The organism is Devosia lacusdianchii (genome assembly GCF_022429625.1).
Taxonomy (GTDB): Bacteria; Pseudomonadota; Alphaproteobacteria; order Rhizobiales; family Devosiaceae; genus Devosia; species Devosia lacusdianchii.
The window spans coordinates 2,024,137-2,040,125 of the sequence record NZ_CP092483.1 but is presented as its reverse complement, the minus strand read 5'-3'; the positions used below and the strand labels follow the sequence as shown (position 1 = coordinate 2,040,125).

At 61.4% G+C, this 15,989-nt stretch carries 21 protein-coding genes; 5 read left to right on the top strand and 16 right to left on the bottom strand.

Annotated elements, in window-relative coordinates; translation table 11 throughout:
• Position 1: 1 nt before the first annotated feature.
• The 3 genes from MF606_RS09925 to MF606_RS09915 form a co-directional block, all read right to left on the bottom strand.
• Positions 2-994 (bottom strand): Bug family tripartite tricarboxylate transporter substrate binding protein, encoded by a 993-nt coding sequence (locus MF606_RS09925; protein ID WP_240233643.1) that lies wholly within the window; start codon positions 992-994, stop codon positions 2-4.
• A gap of 76 nt (positions 995-1,070) precedes the next feature.
• On the bottom strand, positions 1,071-2,444 hold the full coding sequence (locus tag MF606_RS09920; protein WP_240233642.1) for a sensor histidine kinase: 1,374 nt from the start codon (positions 2,442-2,444) through the stop codon (positions 1,071-1,073).
• A 38-nt stretch (positions 2,445-2,482) separates the two neighbouring features.
• Positions 2,483-3,154 carry a response regulator gene (locus MF606_RS09915; RefSeq protein ID WP_240233641.1) on the bottom strand — a complete coding sequence of 224 codons (672 nt, stop codon included), beginning with the start codon at positions 3,152-3,154 and terminating at the stop codon, positions 2,483-2,485.
• A gap of 254 nt (positions 3,155-3,408) precedes the next feature.
• On the opposite strand from MF606_RS09915, the gene MF606_RS09910 reads away from it, so the two are divergent.
• Together MF606_RS09910 and MF606_RS09905 are read left to right on the top strand one after the other, a co-directional pair.
• Positions 3,409-3,690 (top strand): hypothetical protein, encoded by a 282-nt coding sequence (locus tag MF606_RS09910; protein ID WP_240233640.1) that lies wholly within the window; start codon positions 3,409-3,411, stop codon positions 3,688-3,690.
• Between the two features lie 12 nt (positions 3,691-3,702).
• Positions 3,703-4,386 carry an SOS response-associated peptidase gene (locus MF606_RS09905; RefSeq protein WP_240233639.1) on the top strand — a complete coding sequence of 228 codons (684 nt, stop codon included), beginning with the start codon at positions 3,703-3,705 and terminating at the stop codon, positions 4,384-4,386.
• A 5-nt stretch (positions 4,387-4,391) separates the two neighbouring features.
• Here MF606_RS09905 and MF606_RS09900 read toward each other — a convergent pair whose 3' ends face one another.
• Together MF606_RS09900 and MF606_RS09895 are read right to left on the bottom strand one after the other, a co-directional pair.
• Positions 4,392-4,871, bottom strand: a complete 480-nt coding sequence (locus MF606_RS09900) for a hypothetical protein (RefSeq protein WP_240233638.1) — start codon at positions 4,869-4,871, stop codon at positions 4,392-4,394.
• Between the two features lie 3 nt (positions 4,872-4,874).
• Positions 4,875-5,072, bottom strand: coding sequence for a hypothetical protein (locus MF606_RS09895; RefSeq protein ID WP_240233637.1), 198 nt, complete (start codon positions 5,070-5,072; stop codon positions 4,875-4,877).
• A gap of 77 nt (positions 5,073-5,149) precedes the next feature.
• On the opposite strand from MF606_RS09895, the gene MF606_RS09890 reads away from it, so the two are divergent.
• The gene (locus tag MF606_RS09890; RefSeq protein WP_240233636.1) at positions 5,150-5,584 is read left to right on the top strand and encodes a hypothetical protein; all 435 of its coding nucleotides are present in this window, start codon (positions 5,150-5,152) and stop codon (positions 5,582-5,584) included.
• Between the two features lie 162 nt (positions 5,585-5,746).
• Here MF606_RS09890 and MF606_RS09885 read toward each other — a convergent pair whose 3' ends face one another.
• The 5 genes from MF606_RS09885 to MF606_RS09865 form a co-directional block, all read right to left on the bottom strand.
• Entirely contained in the window at positions 5,747-6,091 is a 345-nt protein-coding gene (locus MF606_RS09885; RefSeq protein WP_240233635.1) for a hypothetical protein, read from the bottom strand.
• Positions 6,075-6,449 carry a hypothetical protein gene (locus MF606_RS09880; RefSeq protein ID WP_240233634.1) on the bottom strand — a complete coding sequence of 125 codons (375 nt, stop codon included), beginning with the start codon at positions 6,447-6,449 and terminating at the stop codon, positions 6,075-6,077. Before MF606_RS09880 ends, MF606_RS09885 begins: the two co-directional genes overlap by 17 nt.
• Positions 6,450-6,538: 89 nt before the next feature.
• Complete coding sequence (locus MF606_RS09875) at positions 6,539-6,958, bottom strand: hypothetical protein (protein WP_240233633.1); 420 nt, start codon at positions 6,956-6,958, stop codon at positions 6,539-6,541.
• The gene (locus MF606_RS09870; RefSeq protein ID WP_240233632.1) at positions 6,951-7,274 is read right to left on the bottom strand and encodes a type 2 periplasmic-binding domain-containing protein; all 324 of its coding nucleotides are present in this window, start codon (positions 7,272-7,274) and stop codon (positions 6,951-6,953) included. Before MF606_RS09870 ends, MF606_RS09875 begins: the two co-directional genes overlap by 8 nt.
• A complete protein-coding gene (locus MF606_RS09865; protein WP_240233631.1) occupies positions 7,271-7,921 on the bottom strand; it encodes a phage tail tip lysozyme in 651 nt (216 codons plus the stop codon). Before MF606_RS09865 ends, MF606_RS09870 begins: the two co-directional genes overlap by 4 nt.
• A 603-nt stretch (positions 7,922-8,524) precedes the next feature.
• Here MF606_RS09865 and MF606_RS09860 point away from each other — a divergent pair.
• Entirely contained in the window at positions 8,525-8,731 is a 207-nt protein-coding gene (locus tag MF606_RS09860; protein ID WP_240233630.1) for a hypothetical protein, read from the top strand.
• A gap of 88 nt (positions 8,732-8,819) precedes the next feature.
• Here the strand turns inward: MF606_RS09860 and MF606_RS09855 are convergent, their stop codons facing one another.
• Positions 8,820-10,922, bottom strand: a complete 2,103-nt coding sequence (locus MF606_RS09855) for a hypothetical protein (RefSeq protein ID WP_240233629.1) — start codon at positions 10,920-10,922, stop codon at positions 8,820-8,822.
• 110 nt (positions 10,923-11,032) lie between these two features.
• Here MF606_RS09855 and lptE point away from each other — a divergent pair, with 110 nt between their 5' ends.
• Positions 11,033-11,530, top strand: a complete 498-nt coding sequence (lptE, locus tag MF606_RS09850) for an LPS assembly lipoprotein LptE (protein WP_240233628.1) — start codon at positions 11,033-11,035, stop codon at positions 11,528-11,530.
• Here lptE and MF606_RS09845 read toward each other — a convergent pair.
• From MF606_RS09845 to MF606_RS09825, 5 genes are read right to left on the bottom strand one after another with little or no spacing between them, the layout of a single operon-like run.
• The gene (locus MF606_RS09845; protein ID WP_240233627.1) at positions 11,527-11,979 is read right to left on the bottom strand and encodes a hypothetical protein; all 453 of its coding nucleotides are present in this window, start codon (positions 11,977-11,979) and stop codon (positions 11,527-11,529) included. The genes lptE and MF606_RS09845 overlap by 4 nt on opposite strands.
• Positions 11,980-12,357: a hypothetical protein gene (locus MF606_RS09840; RefSeq protein ID WP_240233626.1), complete on the bottom strand. Its 378-nt coding sequence runs from the start codon at positions 12,355-12,357 to the stop codon at positions 11,980-11,982. It lies immediately after the preceding gene.
• The gene (locus MF606_RS09835) at positions 12,357-12,779 is read right to left on the bottom strand and encodes a hypothetical protein (RefSeq protein WP_240233625.1); all 423 of its coding nucleotides are present in this window, start codon (positions 12,777-12,779) and stop codon (positions 12,357-12,359) included. The genes MF606_RS09840 and MF606_RS09835 overlap by 1 nt, the downstream gene beginning before the upstream one ends.
• Positions 12,780-15,362 carry a phage tail protein gene (locus MF606_RS09830; RefSeq protein ID WP_240233624.1) on the bottom strand — a complete coding sequence of 861 codons (2,583 nt, stop codon included), beginning with the start codon at positions 15,360-15,362 and terminating at the stop codon, positions 12,780-12,782.
• Entirely contained in the window at positions 15,362-15,988 is a 627-nt protein-coding gene (locus MF606_RS09825; RefSeq protein ID WP_240233623.1) for a hypothetical protein, read from the bottom strand. Before MF606_RS09825 ends, MF606_RS09830 begins: the two co-directional genes overlap by 1 nt.
• Position 15,989 lies beyond the last annotated feature (1 nt).

Here is a 15,989-nt window from a genome sequence, read left to right as displayed (position 1 = left end):
CCTACTGCGTTGCCAGACCGAATTCGGTGGCGAGCGCCTTATAGAACTCGACCTGTTCGGCGACGAATGCCTCTGTTTCCTCGCCGACCATCGGCATCAGGTACAGATTGCGTTCGGCCAAAGCGTCTTGGTAGCCCGGCCACTCCATCGTCGTACGGAACGCGTCTACCCACCATTGATAGTCGGCGTCGCTGACATCGGGGCCGACATAGAACCCGCGCGCGATCGACCAGCGGATGTCGTAACCCTCCTCAGCAGCAGTGGGAATGTCGCTTAGCTTGCCCGGCAGGCGGTTTTCCGAGAGCACGGCCAGCAATTTGAGCGGTGCGCCGCCATCGATGGCAGCCTGGCTGTCGCCGACGTCGTTCATGCAAACATGAACGTGACCGCCCTGTAGTGCCGTCGCACAATCACCGCCGCCTTCGAACGCTACGAAGCGCATCGTCTTGTAGTCGATGCCGGCTACCCGGGCGAGCATTGCTGCCTTCATCCAGTCCTGGCTGCCGATGGTGCCACCAGCGCCGATGATGACCGAGGTAGGATCAGCCTTGATGGCGGTGACGAGTTCTTCGAGGGTCGAGTATTTTCCCTCTTGTTGGACGACCACCGCGCCATAGTCCGCGCCGACGACGGCGACCCAGCGCACATCGGCCTCGGTATACTCGCCGAACTTGCGCTGCGCGAGGTTGAGTAGGGAACCGGCCGAGAAGGCCACGATGGTGCCCGGCTCGGCGCGTCGCTGGCCGACAATGGCGTTGTAGGCCACTGCGCCGATGCCACCGGGCATGTAGGATACGCGAACGGGCGCCGAAACCGCGCCAGAACCGGCCAGGGTCGCCTGGGCCAGCTTGCAGGTGATATCGAAGCCGCCGCCCGGCTGGGCCGGCGCGATGCATTCGGGATTTGCGGGCTCGGCGAAAGCGGTTGACGGCAGCGACAGACTGGCCGCGGATATGGCCGCGCCGACAGCGAGCGTACAGAGCAAGCTCTTCATGTGGTTCCTCCCATGTGGTTTTGTGGGCGGGTCCTCCAACCCGCGTCCACATGACTTATCGCCCTCTAGCTTTCATCTAGCTTTCAACGGCCAAGGGGATCGAGAAGGTCACGACAAGCCCCGATCTATCCACACGATTGCTCACCGTCACCTGCCCTCCGCTGGATTTGGCTGCGGCCACGGCGATCGCCATGCCCAGGCCGGAACCAAGCTTGCCCTCGGCGGCAGCGCCGCGGCGGAAGCGGATGCCAGACTGGGCGATATCCTCATCCGACATGCCGGGGCCTTCGTCCGAGATCGAGACCTGCGCCATGCTCCCGTCTCTTTCGGCATGGACCGAGATCAGCGTGCCCGCCCGCGCATAGCTGATGGCGTTGTCGAGGATATTGTTGATCGCCTCACCCAGAAGCGCCTCATTGGCTCGGACCGGCAACACATCCTCGCTTCCCTCGAGCGTGCAATCCATCTTGCGCCGCCGCAATTGCGACCAGTGGGCGCGGATCGCTTCAGCAACCAGTTCCCGCAGATCGATGAGCGATTGCGGATAGATATCGGTGCCCTCAGACGTCTGCGCCCGGGCCAATGTCAGCAATTGATTGATTGTACGACTGGATCGGTCGAGCACGCCGCGCGACGAGCGCAACGTTTCGTGGATCGTTTCGACATCTGTCTCATGCAGCGCCACGTCGATTTGCGTCCTGAGGACAGCCATCGGCGTGCGCAATTGATGGGACGCGTCGTCGAGGAAGCGACGCTGCTGGTCGGCTCGCGACAGGTTTCGCTGCATCAGCCGGTTCACGGCCTCCACGAGCGGGCGCACTTCGGCCGGCAGGCCCTCGCCGTTGATCGGGGTCAAGTCATCCGACTCCCGGCGGTCGATCGCATCCCGCAGCCGGCGAAGCGGCCGCACGGCAAAATAGACACCGATCGCCAGCATGGCGGCCATGGCCAGCACAACCGCCACATCTCGAGTGATCGACCGCTCGAGCAAGGTGTTCTGGAAGGCGTTGCGCGACCCCTTGGTCTCGGCCACTTGTATCGTGACACTCGGACCATCCTCATCATTGGCATGCAGTAGCCGCTTGAGCGCCCCAATCCGAACGGGGTCGCCCAGATAGGTTGCGTCCTCAAACCGCAATTCCTCCAGTTCCAGGTTTTCGGTTGGCGGCAGCAGTACATCGCCGATCTGCACCAGCCCGTCATCGGTGGAAACGTTGAAATAGACCCGCCCTTGCGCCGTCAGCTCGAAGAATTCGAAGAGATTGTAGGGCAGCTCGACGCCAACGCCGCCACTTTCGGTCGAGATATTGGAATCGATGGCGCGGATGGCGCCGGCCAGCGAGCGGTCATAGGCGCTGTCGGATAGCTCGATGATCGACGTCGCGCTCATCCATAGGCTGGTCGCCATGGTCACCGCGACAGCCGGCAGAATCCACAGTGCCAGGATCACCGCGAGCCGCCTGCCGCGAGGCGCGCTGACGCTGCTCGTCACGTGGATACGAGCTCGAGCACATAGCCCAGTCCGCGCAGGGTGCGGATGCTGACGCCCTCCGTTACCTTCTTGCGGAGACGATGCGCGATGACCTCGATCGCTTCCAGCTGGATATCGGCATCATAGGCGAACATACGGTCCATGATCTTCTGCTTGGACATGGGTTGGCCGGCATGCTGGATCAGGATGCGGAGCATCGTGTGCTCGCGCGGCGTCAGTTCCAGACGCTCGCCGTTGATCGTGAAGGACTGCTCGACGGAATGGTAGGTCAGCGCTCCGCAGGAGAAGCTCCCCGCATTCCGTCCATGGGCTCTTCGAACGAGAGCGGTTAGCCTCGCCTCCAGCTCCTCGATCGCGAAGGGCTTGGAGAGAAAGTCATCTGCGCCGGCATGGAGCGTTTCGATCCGGTCGGTCAGCGAGTCGCGGGCGGTGAGGATAAGGGTCGGGGTTACGTCGCCGCGCGCCCTGACCTTCGCGAGCAGCGAGCGGCCATCGAGTTCGGGCAGTCCGAGATCAAGAACAACGGCGTCGAAATCATCTTGGCGCAGAAGGCGCTCGCCCGCGTCGCCGTCCTCTGCCCATTCGACGACAAAGCCATACCGATGGGTGAGCGCCTTGCCTGTCCACTCCGCCAGCTCAATGTCGTCTTCGACCAAGAGGATGCGCATCGCCCAACCTGTTCCCGCAGGGAAGACTCGTACGGCCGCGGGCGGATTAGTCAATCCTCCGGAGGCAGGCTCAAATTCTGGGGAGAGGTGCGCAAACCCTGAGGAAAGGGTGGCGCGAGAGACGGGGCTCGAACCCGCGACCTCCGGCGTGACAGGCCGGGAAATATGCAATTCCGGCCAGCGAGCGTTTCAACTTTGCTCAGGTCGGTATGGTGTGCAAGATCGACGAAAGTTGAAACTGCACGGACATCGACATGAGCCGGGTACCGAACACCGAATCACTCGCCTTCCTGTTTGGTGGCGATATCCAGGCGCCGACCTATGCCGACCTGTCCGAAGCCGAGATCGATCGGCTCATCATCAAATGCCGTCGCGCCATCGCCAGCCACAGGCGCGATAGCCTTTCCCGCAACGTGGACACGGCGGAGACCGCTTTGGTGGCAATCGACGACGTGAAGGCAGTCTTGAGAAACCTTCTGGCGATATCGCCCATTGAGAAGCGTGCAAAGATCGAAGCGCTGATCGAGAAAGGATGAGAGGGACCAAGGATGTGCGGACGCTTCACCAACGAGATGACCTGGTCAGAGCTTCACGCGCTCTACAGCATCAACGATGAGGGCCCACCAACTTCGAACATGCGGCCGGGCTTCAATATCGCGCCAACTCAGGAAGTGCCGTTCGCCCACCTCGACCGAGCGGGCAACATCGAGTTGAACTCGGGACGGTGGTGGCTGGTGCCCCACTGGGCAAAAGAATTGCCGAAGGCCGCCATGTTCAACGCTCGCATCGAAACCGCCGACACTACCGCGGCATTCCGCGACGCCTGGCGGTATCGCCGCTGCCTCATCCCTGCCGATGGCTATTTCGAGTGGACCGTCTCGGCCGAGGACGGCAAGAAGGATCCTTGGCTCTTGCAGATGCCGGATGGCGCCGGCTTCAGCTTCGCGGGCCTGTGGGCACACAATGACAATCTGGGCGTAACGAGCTGCACCATCATCACCGCGCCGGCCGTGCCTGAGATCGCCCACATCCATGAGCGTATGCCGGTCATTCTGAACCCGGAAGTCTATGGCGCCTGGCTCGATACGAACCTGAAGGGCGATGACGCCAAAACCCTCTTGCTGGGCAGCCAGATCGATTCCCTGCTGACCTATCACCGCGTTGCTCGCGACGTGAACAACAGTCGCTACGAAGGCACCGACACCAAGAAGCCCCTGATCAACTCGCTCTAGGTCGACTAGAGCCATCGCCCACGCTTGCGATGCGCCCATGGATTAGGAGGCCCAATAAAGTCGGTCCCAGCTTTCTCAGCGCGCTTCTGAGCTTTGCGCCTGGCGTTGGACTCGGCATTCATCTCGGCATTCGACTTGATGCCCAGCCGTTTCTGCTCTGCTTCGAACGCATGATGCCGGCGCGTGGCTTCCTCGATCGAGACGTATGCTGCCGCCGAACTGTGTCCCTGCCCTTTGTCGACGCCCAGAACGCCCCGTCCTAGGGTAAGCCGAACGGTCGCTAGCCGACCGCCGCAGGCCTCGCAAACGAAACGCGCCAGGAACTCGGCGCGATGCGCGCTGATCTCATAGTCGACGCCGAAATACTGAATCAGCTGGTCAATGTTCGGCGTCTGGCTATGCAGGCACCAGCGAAGGCCGACAATGTTCTCGCAATACAGGATGATCCCATGCCCGTGCTCCTTCATCTCCCCCAGGGTCGACATGGCTCATGGCTGGGTAATTGTCAGTTCGTCCCGCAGCGGCATGATCAGCACCTGATAAGGTCGCGATAGCTGAAGTTCGCCTTCCTCTGGCCGGTAAATCGAGAAGCGAAACCCTTTCGCATACATGGCCTCACCTTCCTCAGGCGTGAGGTTGAGGCCCTTGCTTTGGCGCCCGGCGAGCTTGGTGGTGTGGCTCAGCATGGTTGACTCTCGCTCCGTTTGTTCTCATTCTGTTCTCATGCCGAGCGACAGTCGAAGTCAATACGGAGAGTGATCAAATGAGCGGAGAGTGGAAGCCGACCACCGTGCGTTACGAAGGTCTCAACCTCTGGCCTGGCCAGGAGGATGGGTTTGTTTATCGGGGGTTGCTATTGTTGCCGGCAGTCACGGTGGAAGAAGGCGGATGCCTCGATGACCAATGGGCGATCTGGCACCTGTCGTCGGGTCTCGATCTTGTCGAGATACACGCTCCACTCGATCGGGCAATGGTGATCGCCGGGCGGCTTGCCGAAAGCGCTGAATGGCAGGACATGGCGGCGCCAGACTGGGTGGAGAACGATCTGCTGCGCATGAAGCTGCAGGCCTTTGCTGCTGGCTATCCATTGGAGATGGGTGATTGCAACCTTGGCCTGTGGGCGCCGAGCGAGCTCGATCTGATCGTCCCATACGGTCTTTTTTCCAGCAGGTCGGGCGATAGTTTTACCTGGCCTTAGAACGCCCCATGAGCTGGTGCGTCCGTAGCGCCCCCCTCATTTTGAGGGGGTGACGACAGCAGCCCTACCCGGCTACCCATGTCGCCGAGGGCCTGGCCAAGCCACTGTTAAGACCACGCGGCAACGAAGATCGGGATGTAAGAGTGGCGCGACCGATCTCCCTCACTTCAGCTTCGCGGCAGCGTCGATCACCTTGTCGGTGAGCCGGTCGATGCGCTTGGCGAGATCATCGACGTTGTCGGCGAGCTGGTCGGTGGCCTCCGTATGCGCCCTGCCAATGACATTGGCCTCAGTGACCGCAAGCGTCAGTCCCTCAACGGCTGCCGCAGCGGCGTTCAGCGCAGTCGGATCAACGATGACCGCGGCGACCTGTGCCGAGCCAGCGGACGCGCCTGGGCTGGCATTCTGCCCCTGCCACAGGCCGAGGTAGCGAACGCCGAAGATCAGCGCCAAAACCGCGCCGAAGGTGATAATCGCCAACGGCGGCAGTTCAAGCAGCTTTTCCATTCCGCGTTTCCCCTTGATCGTGAGCGGCCCGATGGATGTTGACCAACTCGCCTATTCCAAAAAGCGGGTAGATGGCCAACCAGGTGCTGACGACGCCTGAGGATGCAAACCCATAAACGATACCGAACCAGATCATGCAGCCGATGGCGGCCGAGACCTGCCGGATGAGAGGCGTGACGTGCTTCCGCGCGCCGTTGACGACCAGCCCGCCGATGCGGGCACTGCCGAGCACGAGCATCAACCAGCCAAGCATTGCCTCGGTGACGCCTAGGCTCCTAAACCCGGCCCATGACGGTTGGTCGAATATGTCCGGAACCATCACAAGGACGAGCCCGAACAGCGTGGTGTGGAAGGCCATGAACCATTCCATCATGCGAGGCCCGAACCGGTGCTGGATGCGAATCCAGAGGCCGGGGCCGGCGTGCGAGGTAGATGGGTCGAAAAGCATCAGCGCCTCCCAACGTCGCGATAAGCAATGGCCCCGGCCACGGCCTTGATGCCGGAGCCGACTACGCTGACTCCGAAGAACGAGAGGAGGATTGCTCCCTCCCATTCGTCGAACGGTGGGGGCAGCTTTTCGACCGTCCATGGCTGTGGCCAATAGGTGTCCCAGGCCACCAGCCAGAGGTGGACCAGGAACGGCAGGGCGATGAGGAAGGTGAGCAGTCGCATTTCCCAGAAGCCCGCCGTGGCCAGCCGGATATCTTTGGCCGCGGCCCTGGCCGACAGCCTGTCCTCGTGGGCGCGCTGTTGTTCGCTGTTCAGCGCAGCCAGTTTCTGAGCCTCCCGACGCTCGACAAAGCCGAGCAGCTTGTCGAGAAGTCCGCCGCTAACCCAGTTGAGCACAGCGCGCGCAAGGCTACCCATGGATCACCGCCTTGGTCTTCCCGTTCTCGATGACCTTAATCGTTGAGGGATCGGCGGTTTCCTCAATCGCCTTCTTCACCTGAACCTCAGGGTCGGCGGCGCGCGTTGCGGGCCGCCAGCGGGACCAGACGGTGAAGATCAGCGCAGCGACTGCAGCGTAGCTCTTCCACGACTCCGGCAAGACGGCCACGAGATCGGGAGAGTTGAGCAGTTCGGCCGCGATCACTAGCAGGTCAGGCAGCATCACGAGGATGATGCCCATACCACCGATAATCCACGTGCGGAGACGGATGAGGAAATCCCAGATGCGGTTCATGGCACGAGCCCTTGGCTTTTGAGGAAGGTGTATGCCGCACCGAGCACGGCGATGATTATGGCGAGGGCAGCGGCAGCGGGGCCCTTGGACGGGCGTTTGCCCTCGCCCTTGCCTTGGGGCGCAGGTGGGGCCTTCCCCGGCTCCGGCTCAGTCGGCGACGGGATTGGCACGCCCTGCGGAAGCACCTTGCGCCACTCGTCCAGCGCGATCTTTGCCCACTGCTGGCGGCTCGGGTAATGCTTCACGCCCGCGCGGAGGAACGCCTTCTCGAAAGCGATGACCTTGGCATTCAGATCAGCCGCGGCTGTGGTCTTGCCGATGGCCCTGCCCTCAGTGCCCTCGACGCCTTTGAGCTCGAGGAAGAGCCAGGCGTAGTTCGCGTCGTCGCTGGCTGGGTTCTTGCCGGTGCGTGCGCAATAAGCCTCAAACGCTTTCCTGCGCGGCCCCGTCCATTGCATCCAGCCCCAGCCGCCGCGCGAGCCCGCTACAGTCGGCTTGAACTCTTGCAGCGCAGTGAAGCCTAGGCTCTCATGGCCTGCATTGCCGACGATCGCAGCGGCGTCGGTGGGCGTGATTGGGAAGTCGCGAAGAAGCTGAGCCATAATGCCAGGCGCCTTCGCGCGGAAGGTGGCTTCCGCGTTTGCCATGATAGTCTCCATCGATGTTGGAAAGAAAAGGCACCGCAAAAAGCGGGGCCGGGATCAGCGGTCAGGGAACCGCATTCAGATTTGATCGTTCATAGGCCCGAGCGCCTGGCGCGGGTTTCTGACGCTGTCCCGTGCTGGGTGCTCACCACAAGCCGCCGCCTGCCCCAATAGAGGTCAGGACAGGCGGCTTTTTCTGCGCCCCAACCACATCTTTGGAACCGCCAGCACGGGTAAAAAGGTTATCGACTCTGTCCGGTCTGAGGGGGCCGGATTTGACCGTCCAACTGGCCCAGGCTTCGCCCCGACCTGGGCCCTTTCTTGAGAATGCCTATGCCTACAAGCTATCGCGTGATCGACCTTCGAACGACATCCGTCGCGAGTGGCGAAACGATCGTAGAGGCCAGTTCACCCGAGGACGCTGTCAGACAGACACTCGGCATAGACGTGGTTCGCAGCGGGCGCGGGGCAGAGCTTCAAGCCCGCGTTTATTTCCAGCATCCTGGCCAGCCCGTTTCGATGGTCCGGCTATACGCGAAAGTCGCGAGCCCATAACGTTGGGGCTTTCGCGGGCATCCGTTTTCCCGCACGGTCGGGAGATGCATCATGACCCTGTTGCTGACCACAGATAGCGAAGCCGAGTTCGTGATCGAAATGACCGAGCTATGGCTGCACACCCACCAGGGCGATCACTTCCCGGCGACGGAGGCTAAGAGAGCGAACCTCGCCGACATCAGGCGCAAGCTGGCCGGCAAGTACACCAAGGACGAACGCCAGGAGATCGGTCAGACCGCATTGGACCTGATGGACTAAACCCGCCGCCGCCCTGCGACTGGGGATAGAGGTTCGACCATATTTCCTTGTTACCCAGCGGTCACGCGGAGAGATAGAGGCGCTCCCATTAGAACCACCGCCCAATCGCCATTGCCCTAAACGCTCGTGTTCCAGACGCGCTCGCGTACGAGAACGCCTGCAAACTGGCCGTTGTAGCTGAGGCGACACATCCCACCCACACGACGGTCGAACCCGTGTCGCTGGCCTGGCACACGGTCTCGGTCGCGTTAACGAACGCGATCGGATAAGTCCACGTCACAGCAGCCGCGAGGAAGATCGCACCCGCCGCAGTGGTGATGTTCGAATAGTTGATTGTGCCCCAACAGATTTGCGTCCCATCGGCAAATCGCACATAGGACCCGTTGGAATTGGAGCCGCGCTCGATTATCGCGCCCGTCGGCAGGCCAGCCGATTGCGAGACCGTTCCGACGATCTTGCTCCGATCATCGTAAGCGCCACTCATCAACTCGCCCGCCGTGCTGCCCGGAAAGTATGTTGGCGACAGATTGTTGGCCCAAAGGACGCCGCCGTTGTCCACCAGGAACCGCCTACCTGTGGCCGACCCGGTAAAGGTCATTTCAGCGGCCTCTAGAATGCCGCCGCGGGTGGCACATGCAAATGCGGAGGAGAAGGCTGGTGTGCCGGTTATGGTGACTGTGCGCCCGCTAGCAGCAATAAAACCGCCCGTATGAGCTAGGAAATGGAAGGGAGCCGCCCCAGAAATTTTGTAGCCGTCCGTGCAGACGATCTGTCCTTCATTGTCACAGAAGTGGTGCGCTTCCGAGCACGCCCCAAAGTCTATGTCCTCACCTAGAGTCACAACGCCGCCCCGATAAGCATGAACTGCCGACCCGTTGGAGTTGGTCATCTTAAAATGGGCGATCGTGACTTCGCTCTGACTGATTTCGATGCAGTCGTTGCCCGCCATGGCGATAGTCGTGCTAGCCGAACCCGCCCCTCGAATAATCCCTTTGCCTCCAACCAGCGGCTTTCCAGCGTCTCGGACGCCTGCAAATGAGCCGGCGCCAAGAAAGAAACTAACGGTATAGCCGGAAAGGTCGAGGCCGTTCGCCACCTTGTTCCAAGCACCTTGCAGAGTGAGGAAGGCGCCGCCCGCCGTATTGGCTAGCCCGTCATTGGAGTCGTTGCCGTCCGACCGGATGAAAATGGCCCGGTCGGCAGCGAGCCGCTCCCTTCCGGTGGCAGCGATAACCGGGTTTGTCGGGTCCGTGAGGTCGATCGATATACCCGGCCCCTCGGTAAGAGTCGTCACGGTCCCCGCGCCATCGGTTCCCTGTCGAGCTAGAAGTTGCCAATAGGCATTGCTGGTCGTTGGAAGCGTCGGCGGGGCATTGCCAGTCGATGTTGCGACGGTGAGTATCCAAGATGATCCGGCGTCCTGAGTAACGTCGCCCAGCACGTAGTCGGCGGCGCCACTATAGGCCCCACGGAACACGAAGCCTTCGCCGGCGGGAATCCCTAAGTCCAAGTCATAGCCGCCCGCGACAGGGTTGAGCGCTGCGGTTGCCGCTGACCCCGGATCAAGGGTCGTGACGGTCCCGGCTTCAATGGTGACGATAGGGCCAACCGGACCGGTCACATAGGCAGGATCGGTCCAATCGCCCGACGTTGCCGAATCCTTCGTATAGACGGCAGCGCGCCCATCACCGACGTCCGCCACCAGGACGCTGAACCCCTCCGCTTGCCCATCATACGCATCCCGATCAGCGAGGTTGTCCACCTGCACATCATAGGCAACGCCGGTTACCAACTCGGTCTTCGGCACCAAAGTCATTGCGCCGGGGCCCGTGAACATCGGCACTTGGTTCGCAGAGCCCGAAAGCCCAGCCAGGGCTAAGACGTTGCCATTACCCAGCAGCTCGATCAGATTGCGCGCCTGGGCCGACACTCGGGCGCCGTCAGGCTGATAACGCATACGGTAGGCCACATCGATCAAAGTCGGGCCTTCCCACGGCTTGGTGAGCGTGCCTGCACCATTGGCATCGATCGTCGCCACGACGCCCATGAACTCAGTGGCCCCGGTGATATCGATGATCGTATCGCCCTCTTTGAAGCCGGCCAGCAGCCAGCCAGTGGACGTGCCGGTGAACTCGACAGCACCGTTCGTCAGGCTGATTGTGCCGTTCACATAGTCGGAAAGCGCGGGCATGGATGCTCCAAAGAAAAACCCGGCTCATGGCCGGGTGCGTTGTGGTCTGCGTTGACAAGGGCATCTGACCGCCTACAAGGTGCGGCGCTCAGTTTTGGTGGTAGTAGAAGATGATCCGACAGACGATTGCAGCCGCATTGCTCGCATCCCTGCTGGGAGCAGGGTGTTCGTTCTCGCCCGTCTACAGTGACGGCAGCCCGATCAATGCGATGAGCTTGGCCTTCAACCTCGGTTCGCCAAGCTCCAGAATCGAGCAGATCATCTACGAGGACCTGTCGTTCCGCTTCGCTACTTCGACGGCACCGAAGACACCTAAACTGACGGTCATCGCCTCGACCACGTCTCGGACCATCGCAATGGCCACGAACGGACCGGTTTCCGACCCGTACCGCGCGACTGTGACTGCGACGGCCACCGCAACTTACGAGGGCAAGGTGATCTTCGAGGCGCGCCGTTCAGCGTCAGCCGATTACACCGCCTCTGGTCAGGTCCTGGCCGACAACTCAGCAGCCATCGACGCTCAAGAACGCGCAGCGAAGGCTGTCGCTGAATCCCTGCGTCTCGCGATCTTCGCTCAGTTCCCAACGCATGTGCTGACTGCCAACTAGATGTTGTACTCAAATACCCGGTAGTTGAACGTGATACTCGGTGCCGGCCAGCCAGACGTTTTCTTGTCGTAGTATCCCGTGACGATGATGCCGGTAGTGGTCACCTGCGCGATGACGCCAAAAGTCCGCGGCGGCGTTCCTGTGCCGTCTGAGCCAGAAAGAGAGAAGCCGGCCGCGTTGCCGATGGGGACGAGGCCCCCACTCGACTGCAGATAAAACCAGACTGCAGGTTTGGTGGCGAATGTCTTGCCGAATGAGATCGAGCCGTCGTGCCGACCAGTTTCACCGGATCCAGGCGTCCATCCGACCCCGTAGGAGCCGCTGGAATACTCCCCAAAAGCCGACCAATCTGACGAGAACTGGAGACCACCGGGCCCCGTTGTTGTCACCTCAACTCCCGGCTTTGAAACCTTGAGTCCGGATGCGTTGAGAAGAACACGTCCGGTCACTTAGGGCCTCGGGATGTTGAGGATGATATAGCGGATTTCGTCTGGGATCGTCGGCGGCGTGCCGACGTTCCATGACGTGACCAGCGGGTTTGTCGCGCCTCGCGTCACGCTGATGGAAGACGTCGACGTATAGGTGAAACTCGACCGATAGCGTTCAGAGCCGAGAATGACCCAGGGGTAATAGCCTAGATCGGTCCAGCTTATGCCGAAGCTGCTCCCGGGGGACGAAACCACGCCGGAAGCAATGGCATGGACGTTCCCGATGTCAGTCGACATCATCAGTTGCTCGGCGCTTGCCGAAACCACGTCAATGCCTGGCTTTGAGACCCACGCGCCGTAGACGCCGCCGCGCCGCCCCATGATGACCCGGTTCACCATCAGCCCGGCCTCATCACGAGATAGCAATATTCCCGGCTGCCGCCGAAGGTGGGGTGGGCCAGTTCGATGCGATCGGTGTAGATCCTCGCCGGCTCGAAAATACCACCAGACGGGAGCCAGGAATCGTTGCGCGATCCGTCGACTGGCTGCCAGTCCGATCCTGCCGTGCTGCGTTGAATGATAATGACAGGCGGCACAGACGCGAAGGTCGTTCCGAAGCTCACCGTGTAATATGCCAGCGGGAAAACGACACCAATGGTCACGGTGCCATTGAGAAACATGCGGGCCGTTGCCGGCCATCTACTGTCAAATGCAAGCTGCCGCCCAGTTAGCCCGGTACTGGTGACGTCATACCCCGGGCGAGAAACGCGCAGGCCGCGCCCGCCCCCGGGCAGCGCCCCCACAATTACGCGATTGGTCATTTAGTCGCTTACCAGAATGCGGACATTTGGCCCGTCGATCAGCAGAGCACCGGAGCCGAGAGAGATCGTGCCAGCGGTCACCGTGCCGAGATTGGCAGAGACCGCCGATAGCGCCGTGACATTGAGCCGATCGGCCGTGATCGAACCCGCCTGTATGTTTGCCGCGGTCAAGTTGGCAATGAAGGCGTTGGCCACCCGGAGGTTGCCGCTCTCGAAAATGAAGGGCTGAAAAACGGCAGCTGCCGCGCTCTCGGCGATTACGAACTGCTGAGCGATTTCCACACGACGCGTTGGCAACGATGCGTTATTTGGTGTGTCCCAATAGCTGCCGGCTAGGCGGTAGTCGCCACTATCGAGAGGATCGAACCGGGTTTCGATGCCAATGCGGCTATAGCCAGACGGGCCGCTCATCGCCGTGAAGCGAATACGCGCAGTGTTTACATCCCCTTCGTTAGCCGCCGAAAGCTCCGTCAGCGCGTCAGCGAGCGCCACCAGTTGCCCCTGCATCGGGACTATGGCGACAGTGATTGTCTCCGAGAACGAAGCGGAGAGGTCGCCGGTTACCACAGACAGGCTGCGACGCATTTCATCGAACTGCATCGCGTTCGCGAGTTCTTGGTCAGCGCCCGCTAGGTCCTGTTCTTGCGCCTTCTCGATGACATCGCGGATATTGCCACCAATCCAGTCGAAGTAGCCTTCAATCTGGCCGCCGAGTTCATCCAGATCGATATCGCCGTAGACGACATCGAGGGGGCCGAGCCTGACGTTCGGGGCCCTCACCGCAAACAAATCGCTGGCCACCGTAGCGCGACCAGATTCTGACAGGTACTGGATTTGGATGATGTAATAGACATTCGGGATCACGGCCTGGGTAAGGCGTGCCGAGCCTAGGGAGGGCGGAACATCGCCTTGCCACGCCAGTTCTCCCACAACCGGATCATCCACCTCCGGATCGGCCGCTGCGTTGACCCACATCGTGATCCGAACAGCTCGCGTGTCGATCGCGACCGATGCTGAAGACCAAAACACGTCAAATGCCGGACGACGCTCATTGCCCTCGTTGTCCAGCGCGATCGCTGGCTCCACGAAGAACCCGGATACCTCCTGCGGCGCCGGCCGATTGGTCACCACTGGCGCAAAGCTCAGCGGCTGTTCGTCGGTACCTGGGGTCCAATTATGGTCGGCAGGGTTGATCTCCTGCAGGCCGAACACAACAAATCCGAACGAGCGGGTGCGAGCAGTGATCAGGAACCACTTAGCCTCGTATCCATATCGCTCCGAGGTCCACGCCCCTACATGCAGAGGCCGGAACTGCGAATACTCTGGCGGCAAAGCAGGTACGTGGGTGCGGAACCGCCGTCCCTCATCAATGACGGCTTTGATGACACGCTGCGCCTGCGTCCCGGAAAAGGTGGTACCCAGGTCCAGGCCTTCAAGCTGCTGGCGGCCATCGTCCTCGGCCTCAAGGTCGCTGCGCAGGTATGGAGCGGTTTCCTTGTCTTCCCACGCCTGCGACGGCTCGCGATACGTCGCCGTGGCGCCGTTAATGATACCGTCAAGGTTCGGGAACGGGATTGAGCCGAGCGGCTCGCTGGCCAGCACATCGGCATCGGTAAAGGCAAAGTCGGGCGCAGCCGGCAGACCGACCAGCACATAGATCGTGCCGTCGCTAGCATGAGCGATGCGGCCATTGCAGCCGATCAGCAGTTCCTTGATCACATCGGCCGGGCGCTCATTGAGGCTGATACGACGGCCGGCGCGGAAACGCTTCTCCGTCCCGCCCGCATCGAGCGACACCAGTTCATCGCAGGCATCCATTGCCGCAGCCCACACGTCATATGGCAACTGCGCAGCCGTAGCCGACCCACCCCACACCCGCGCGCCACCGTAATGGATGCCGCGCTCGATGTTGTAGATGATGACCATGTTGTTGTCGGAGAAAGCCCAAGTCGACGTGTCTGCCCAACGCTGTGAGCCGCTACCGCCTACCGTGCTGTCCTGGCGGGGGTCATAGAGCCGGATGCCCTGAAACTCGCCTACGAAGCTCGGGAAGCCCGTCCAGAGCGTCTCCGACCATAGAGCCGTGGTGATCAGGTACGGAACGCCACGGCCAACCATGTCGGACGCCCAGGCCCGATCAGCATCTCCGCCAAACTTGTCGATTAGGTAGCTGTCGGCGGCCGTCTGGCTTCCGTCGAAGAACTTCCACCACAGATTGCCGCTGTACTCCGGTACAGGGTAACCCTGCGCGACGACACCGGCTTCCGAGAGTGTGACGCGTACGCCGTTGACAAAGAGCCCGACCATGTCGGCGATCGGCAGGTCTCCGAAGGACCGGACGCTGGTCAGATAGGCATTCGGAACTTGGCCGTCATTGCCCCAGGCGTTCTGATATTCGAGCTTCCCCGGCTCGCCTACGGTGCCCACCAGGAAGTACTGCGGGACCTTGCCGCCGATCTGAGCGGAACCGCGAGTGCCGGTCTGACGCTGCTGCTCTGCTGGTTTCGGCGCGAAAGCCTGCTGCAGCAACGTCGAGGCAAGTGAAAGAACCAGCCCCAGGACGATGTTGATCAAGAAGCCCATCAGCTGGCGCTCTTTGCTTGGCCCCACCAGGTCTCAACCTGGCCGGCAGTATCGCCATAACGGCGGAAGCGATCGCCAGAACGGCGCCGCTGCTGCTCGTCCGATTCCATGGCCGGATTGGTCTTCGTCAGGTCGATCGCACTGCTAATCGCATCGAGGGACAGACCGCCCTCCCCGCCTGCCGCCGCGTCATCAACTGAAGCGCCGTCAACGCGGCCCGCGAACAGGATGTGAGGGGTGGAGACGAGGTTCCACGTAGCAGGGTCGAAAAGCGCACGATGCAGCTCGACGCGCGCAACGCGGACATTATTGCCGTAGACCATGTCCATTGGTGAGCCGACGACATCGCTGATGTGATCGAGACCGAAGGCGACAGACCGGGCTTCAAGGCCGATCGCGTCTACAATGGCCGGCACATCGAGCAGCGTGCCGCCGCCGACGAAGTTACGGCTGACCGGCGACATGGCGCCGGCCGGCACGACATTGATCGCGACGTTATCTTCGCCGGTCCAATAAGCGAACGTCGCCGCCGACCCGCCAAGGGTCTTGCCCTGAACGGTCAGCAAGTCGCGCACGACTATCGCCCCGCTCTCCAGAGCGGCGACCGTATCGACGTCATAGGACATG

Excerpts from the sequence above, each read along its gene's own strand:
- MF606_RS09925 (WP_240233643.1), bottom strand. The coding sequence starts at position 994 with ATGAAGAGCTTGCTCTGTACGCTCGCTGTCGGCGCGGCCATATCCGCG.
- MF606_RS09915 (WP_240233641.1), bottom strand. The coding sequence starts at position 3,154 with ATGCGCATCCTCTTGGTCGAAGACGACATTGAGCTGGCGGAGTGGACA.
- MF606_RS09910 (WP_240233640.1), top strand. The coding sequence starts at position 3,409 with ATGAGCCGGGTACCGAACACCGAATCACTCGCCTTCCTGTTTGGTGGC.
- MF606_RS09905 (WP_240233639.1), top strand. The coding sequence starts at position 3,703 with ATGTGCGGACGCTTCACCAACGAGATGACCTGGTCAGAGCTTCACGCG.
- MF606_RS09900 (WP_240233638.1), bottom strand. The coding sequence starts at position 4,871 with ATGTCGACCCTGGGGGAGATGAAGGAGCACGGGCATGGGATCATCCTG.
- MF606_RS09895 (WP_240233637.1), bottom strand. The coding sequence starts at position 5,072 with ATGCTGAGCCACACCACCAAGCTCGCCGGGCGCCAAAGCAAGGGCCTC.
- MF606_RS09890 (WP_240233636.1), top strand. The coding sequence starts at position 5,150 with ATGAGCGGAGAGTGGAAGCCGACCACCGTGCGTTACGAAGGTCTCAAC.
- MF606_RS09885 (WP_240233635.1), bottom strand. The coding sequence starts at position 6,091 with ATGGAAAAGCTGCTTGAACTGCCGCCGTTGGCGATTATCACCTTCGGC.
- MF606_RS09880 (WP_240233634.1), bottom strand. The coding sequence starts at position 6,449 with ATGGCCTTCCACACCACGCTGTTCGGGCTCGTCCTTGTGATGGTTCCG.
- MF606_RS09875 (WP_240233633.1), bottom strand. The coding sequence starts at position 6,958 with ATGGGTAGCCTTGCGCGCGCTGTGCTCAACTGGGTTAGCGGCGGACTT.
- MF606_RS09870 (WP_240233632.1), bottom strand. The coding sequence starts at position 7,274 with ATGAACCGCATCTGGGATTTCCTCATCCGTCTCCGCACGTGGATTATC.
- MF606_RS09865 (WP_240233631.1), bottom strand. The coding sequence starts at position 7,921 with ATGGCAAACGCGGAAGCCACCTTCCGCGCGAAGGCGCCTGGCATTATG.
- MF606_RS09860 (WP_240233630.1), top strand. The coding sequence starts at position 8,525 with ATGACCCTGTTGCTGACCACAGATAGCGAAGCCGAGTTCGTGATCGAA.
- MF606_RS09855 (WP_240233629.1), bottom strand. The coding sequence starts at position 10,922 with ATGCCCGCGCTTTCCGACTATGTGAACGGCACAATCAGCCTGACGAAC.
- lptE (WP_240233628.1), top strand. The coding sequence starts at position 11,033 with ATGATCCGACAGACGATTGCAGCCGCATTGCTCGCATCCCTGCTGGGA.
- MF606_RS09840 (WP_240233626.1), bottom strand. The coding sequence starts at position 12,357 with ATGGTGAACCGGGTCATCATGGGGCGGCGCGGCGGCGTCTACGGCGCG.
- MF606_RS09835 (WP_240233625.1), bottom strand. The coding sequence starts at position 12,779 with ATGACCAATCGCGTAATTGTGGGGGCGCTGCCCGGGGGCGGGCGCGGC.
- MF606_RS09830 (WP_240233624.1), bottom strand. The coding sequence starts at position 15,362 with ATGGGCTTCTTGATCAACATCGTCCTGGGGCTGGTTCTTTCACTTGCC.
- MF606_RS09825 (WP_240233623.1), bottom strand. The coding sequence starts at position 15,988 with ATGTCCTATGACGTCGATACGGTCGCCGCTCTGGAGAGCGGGGCGATA.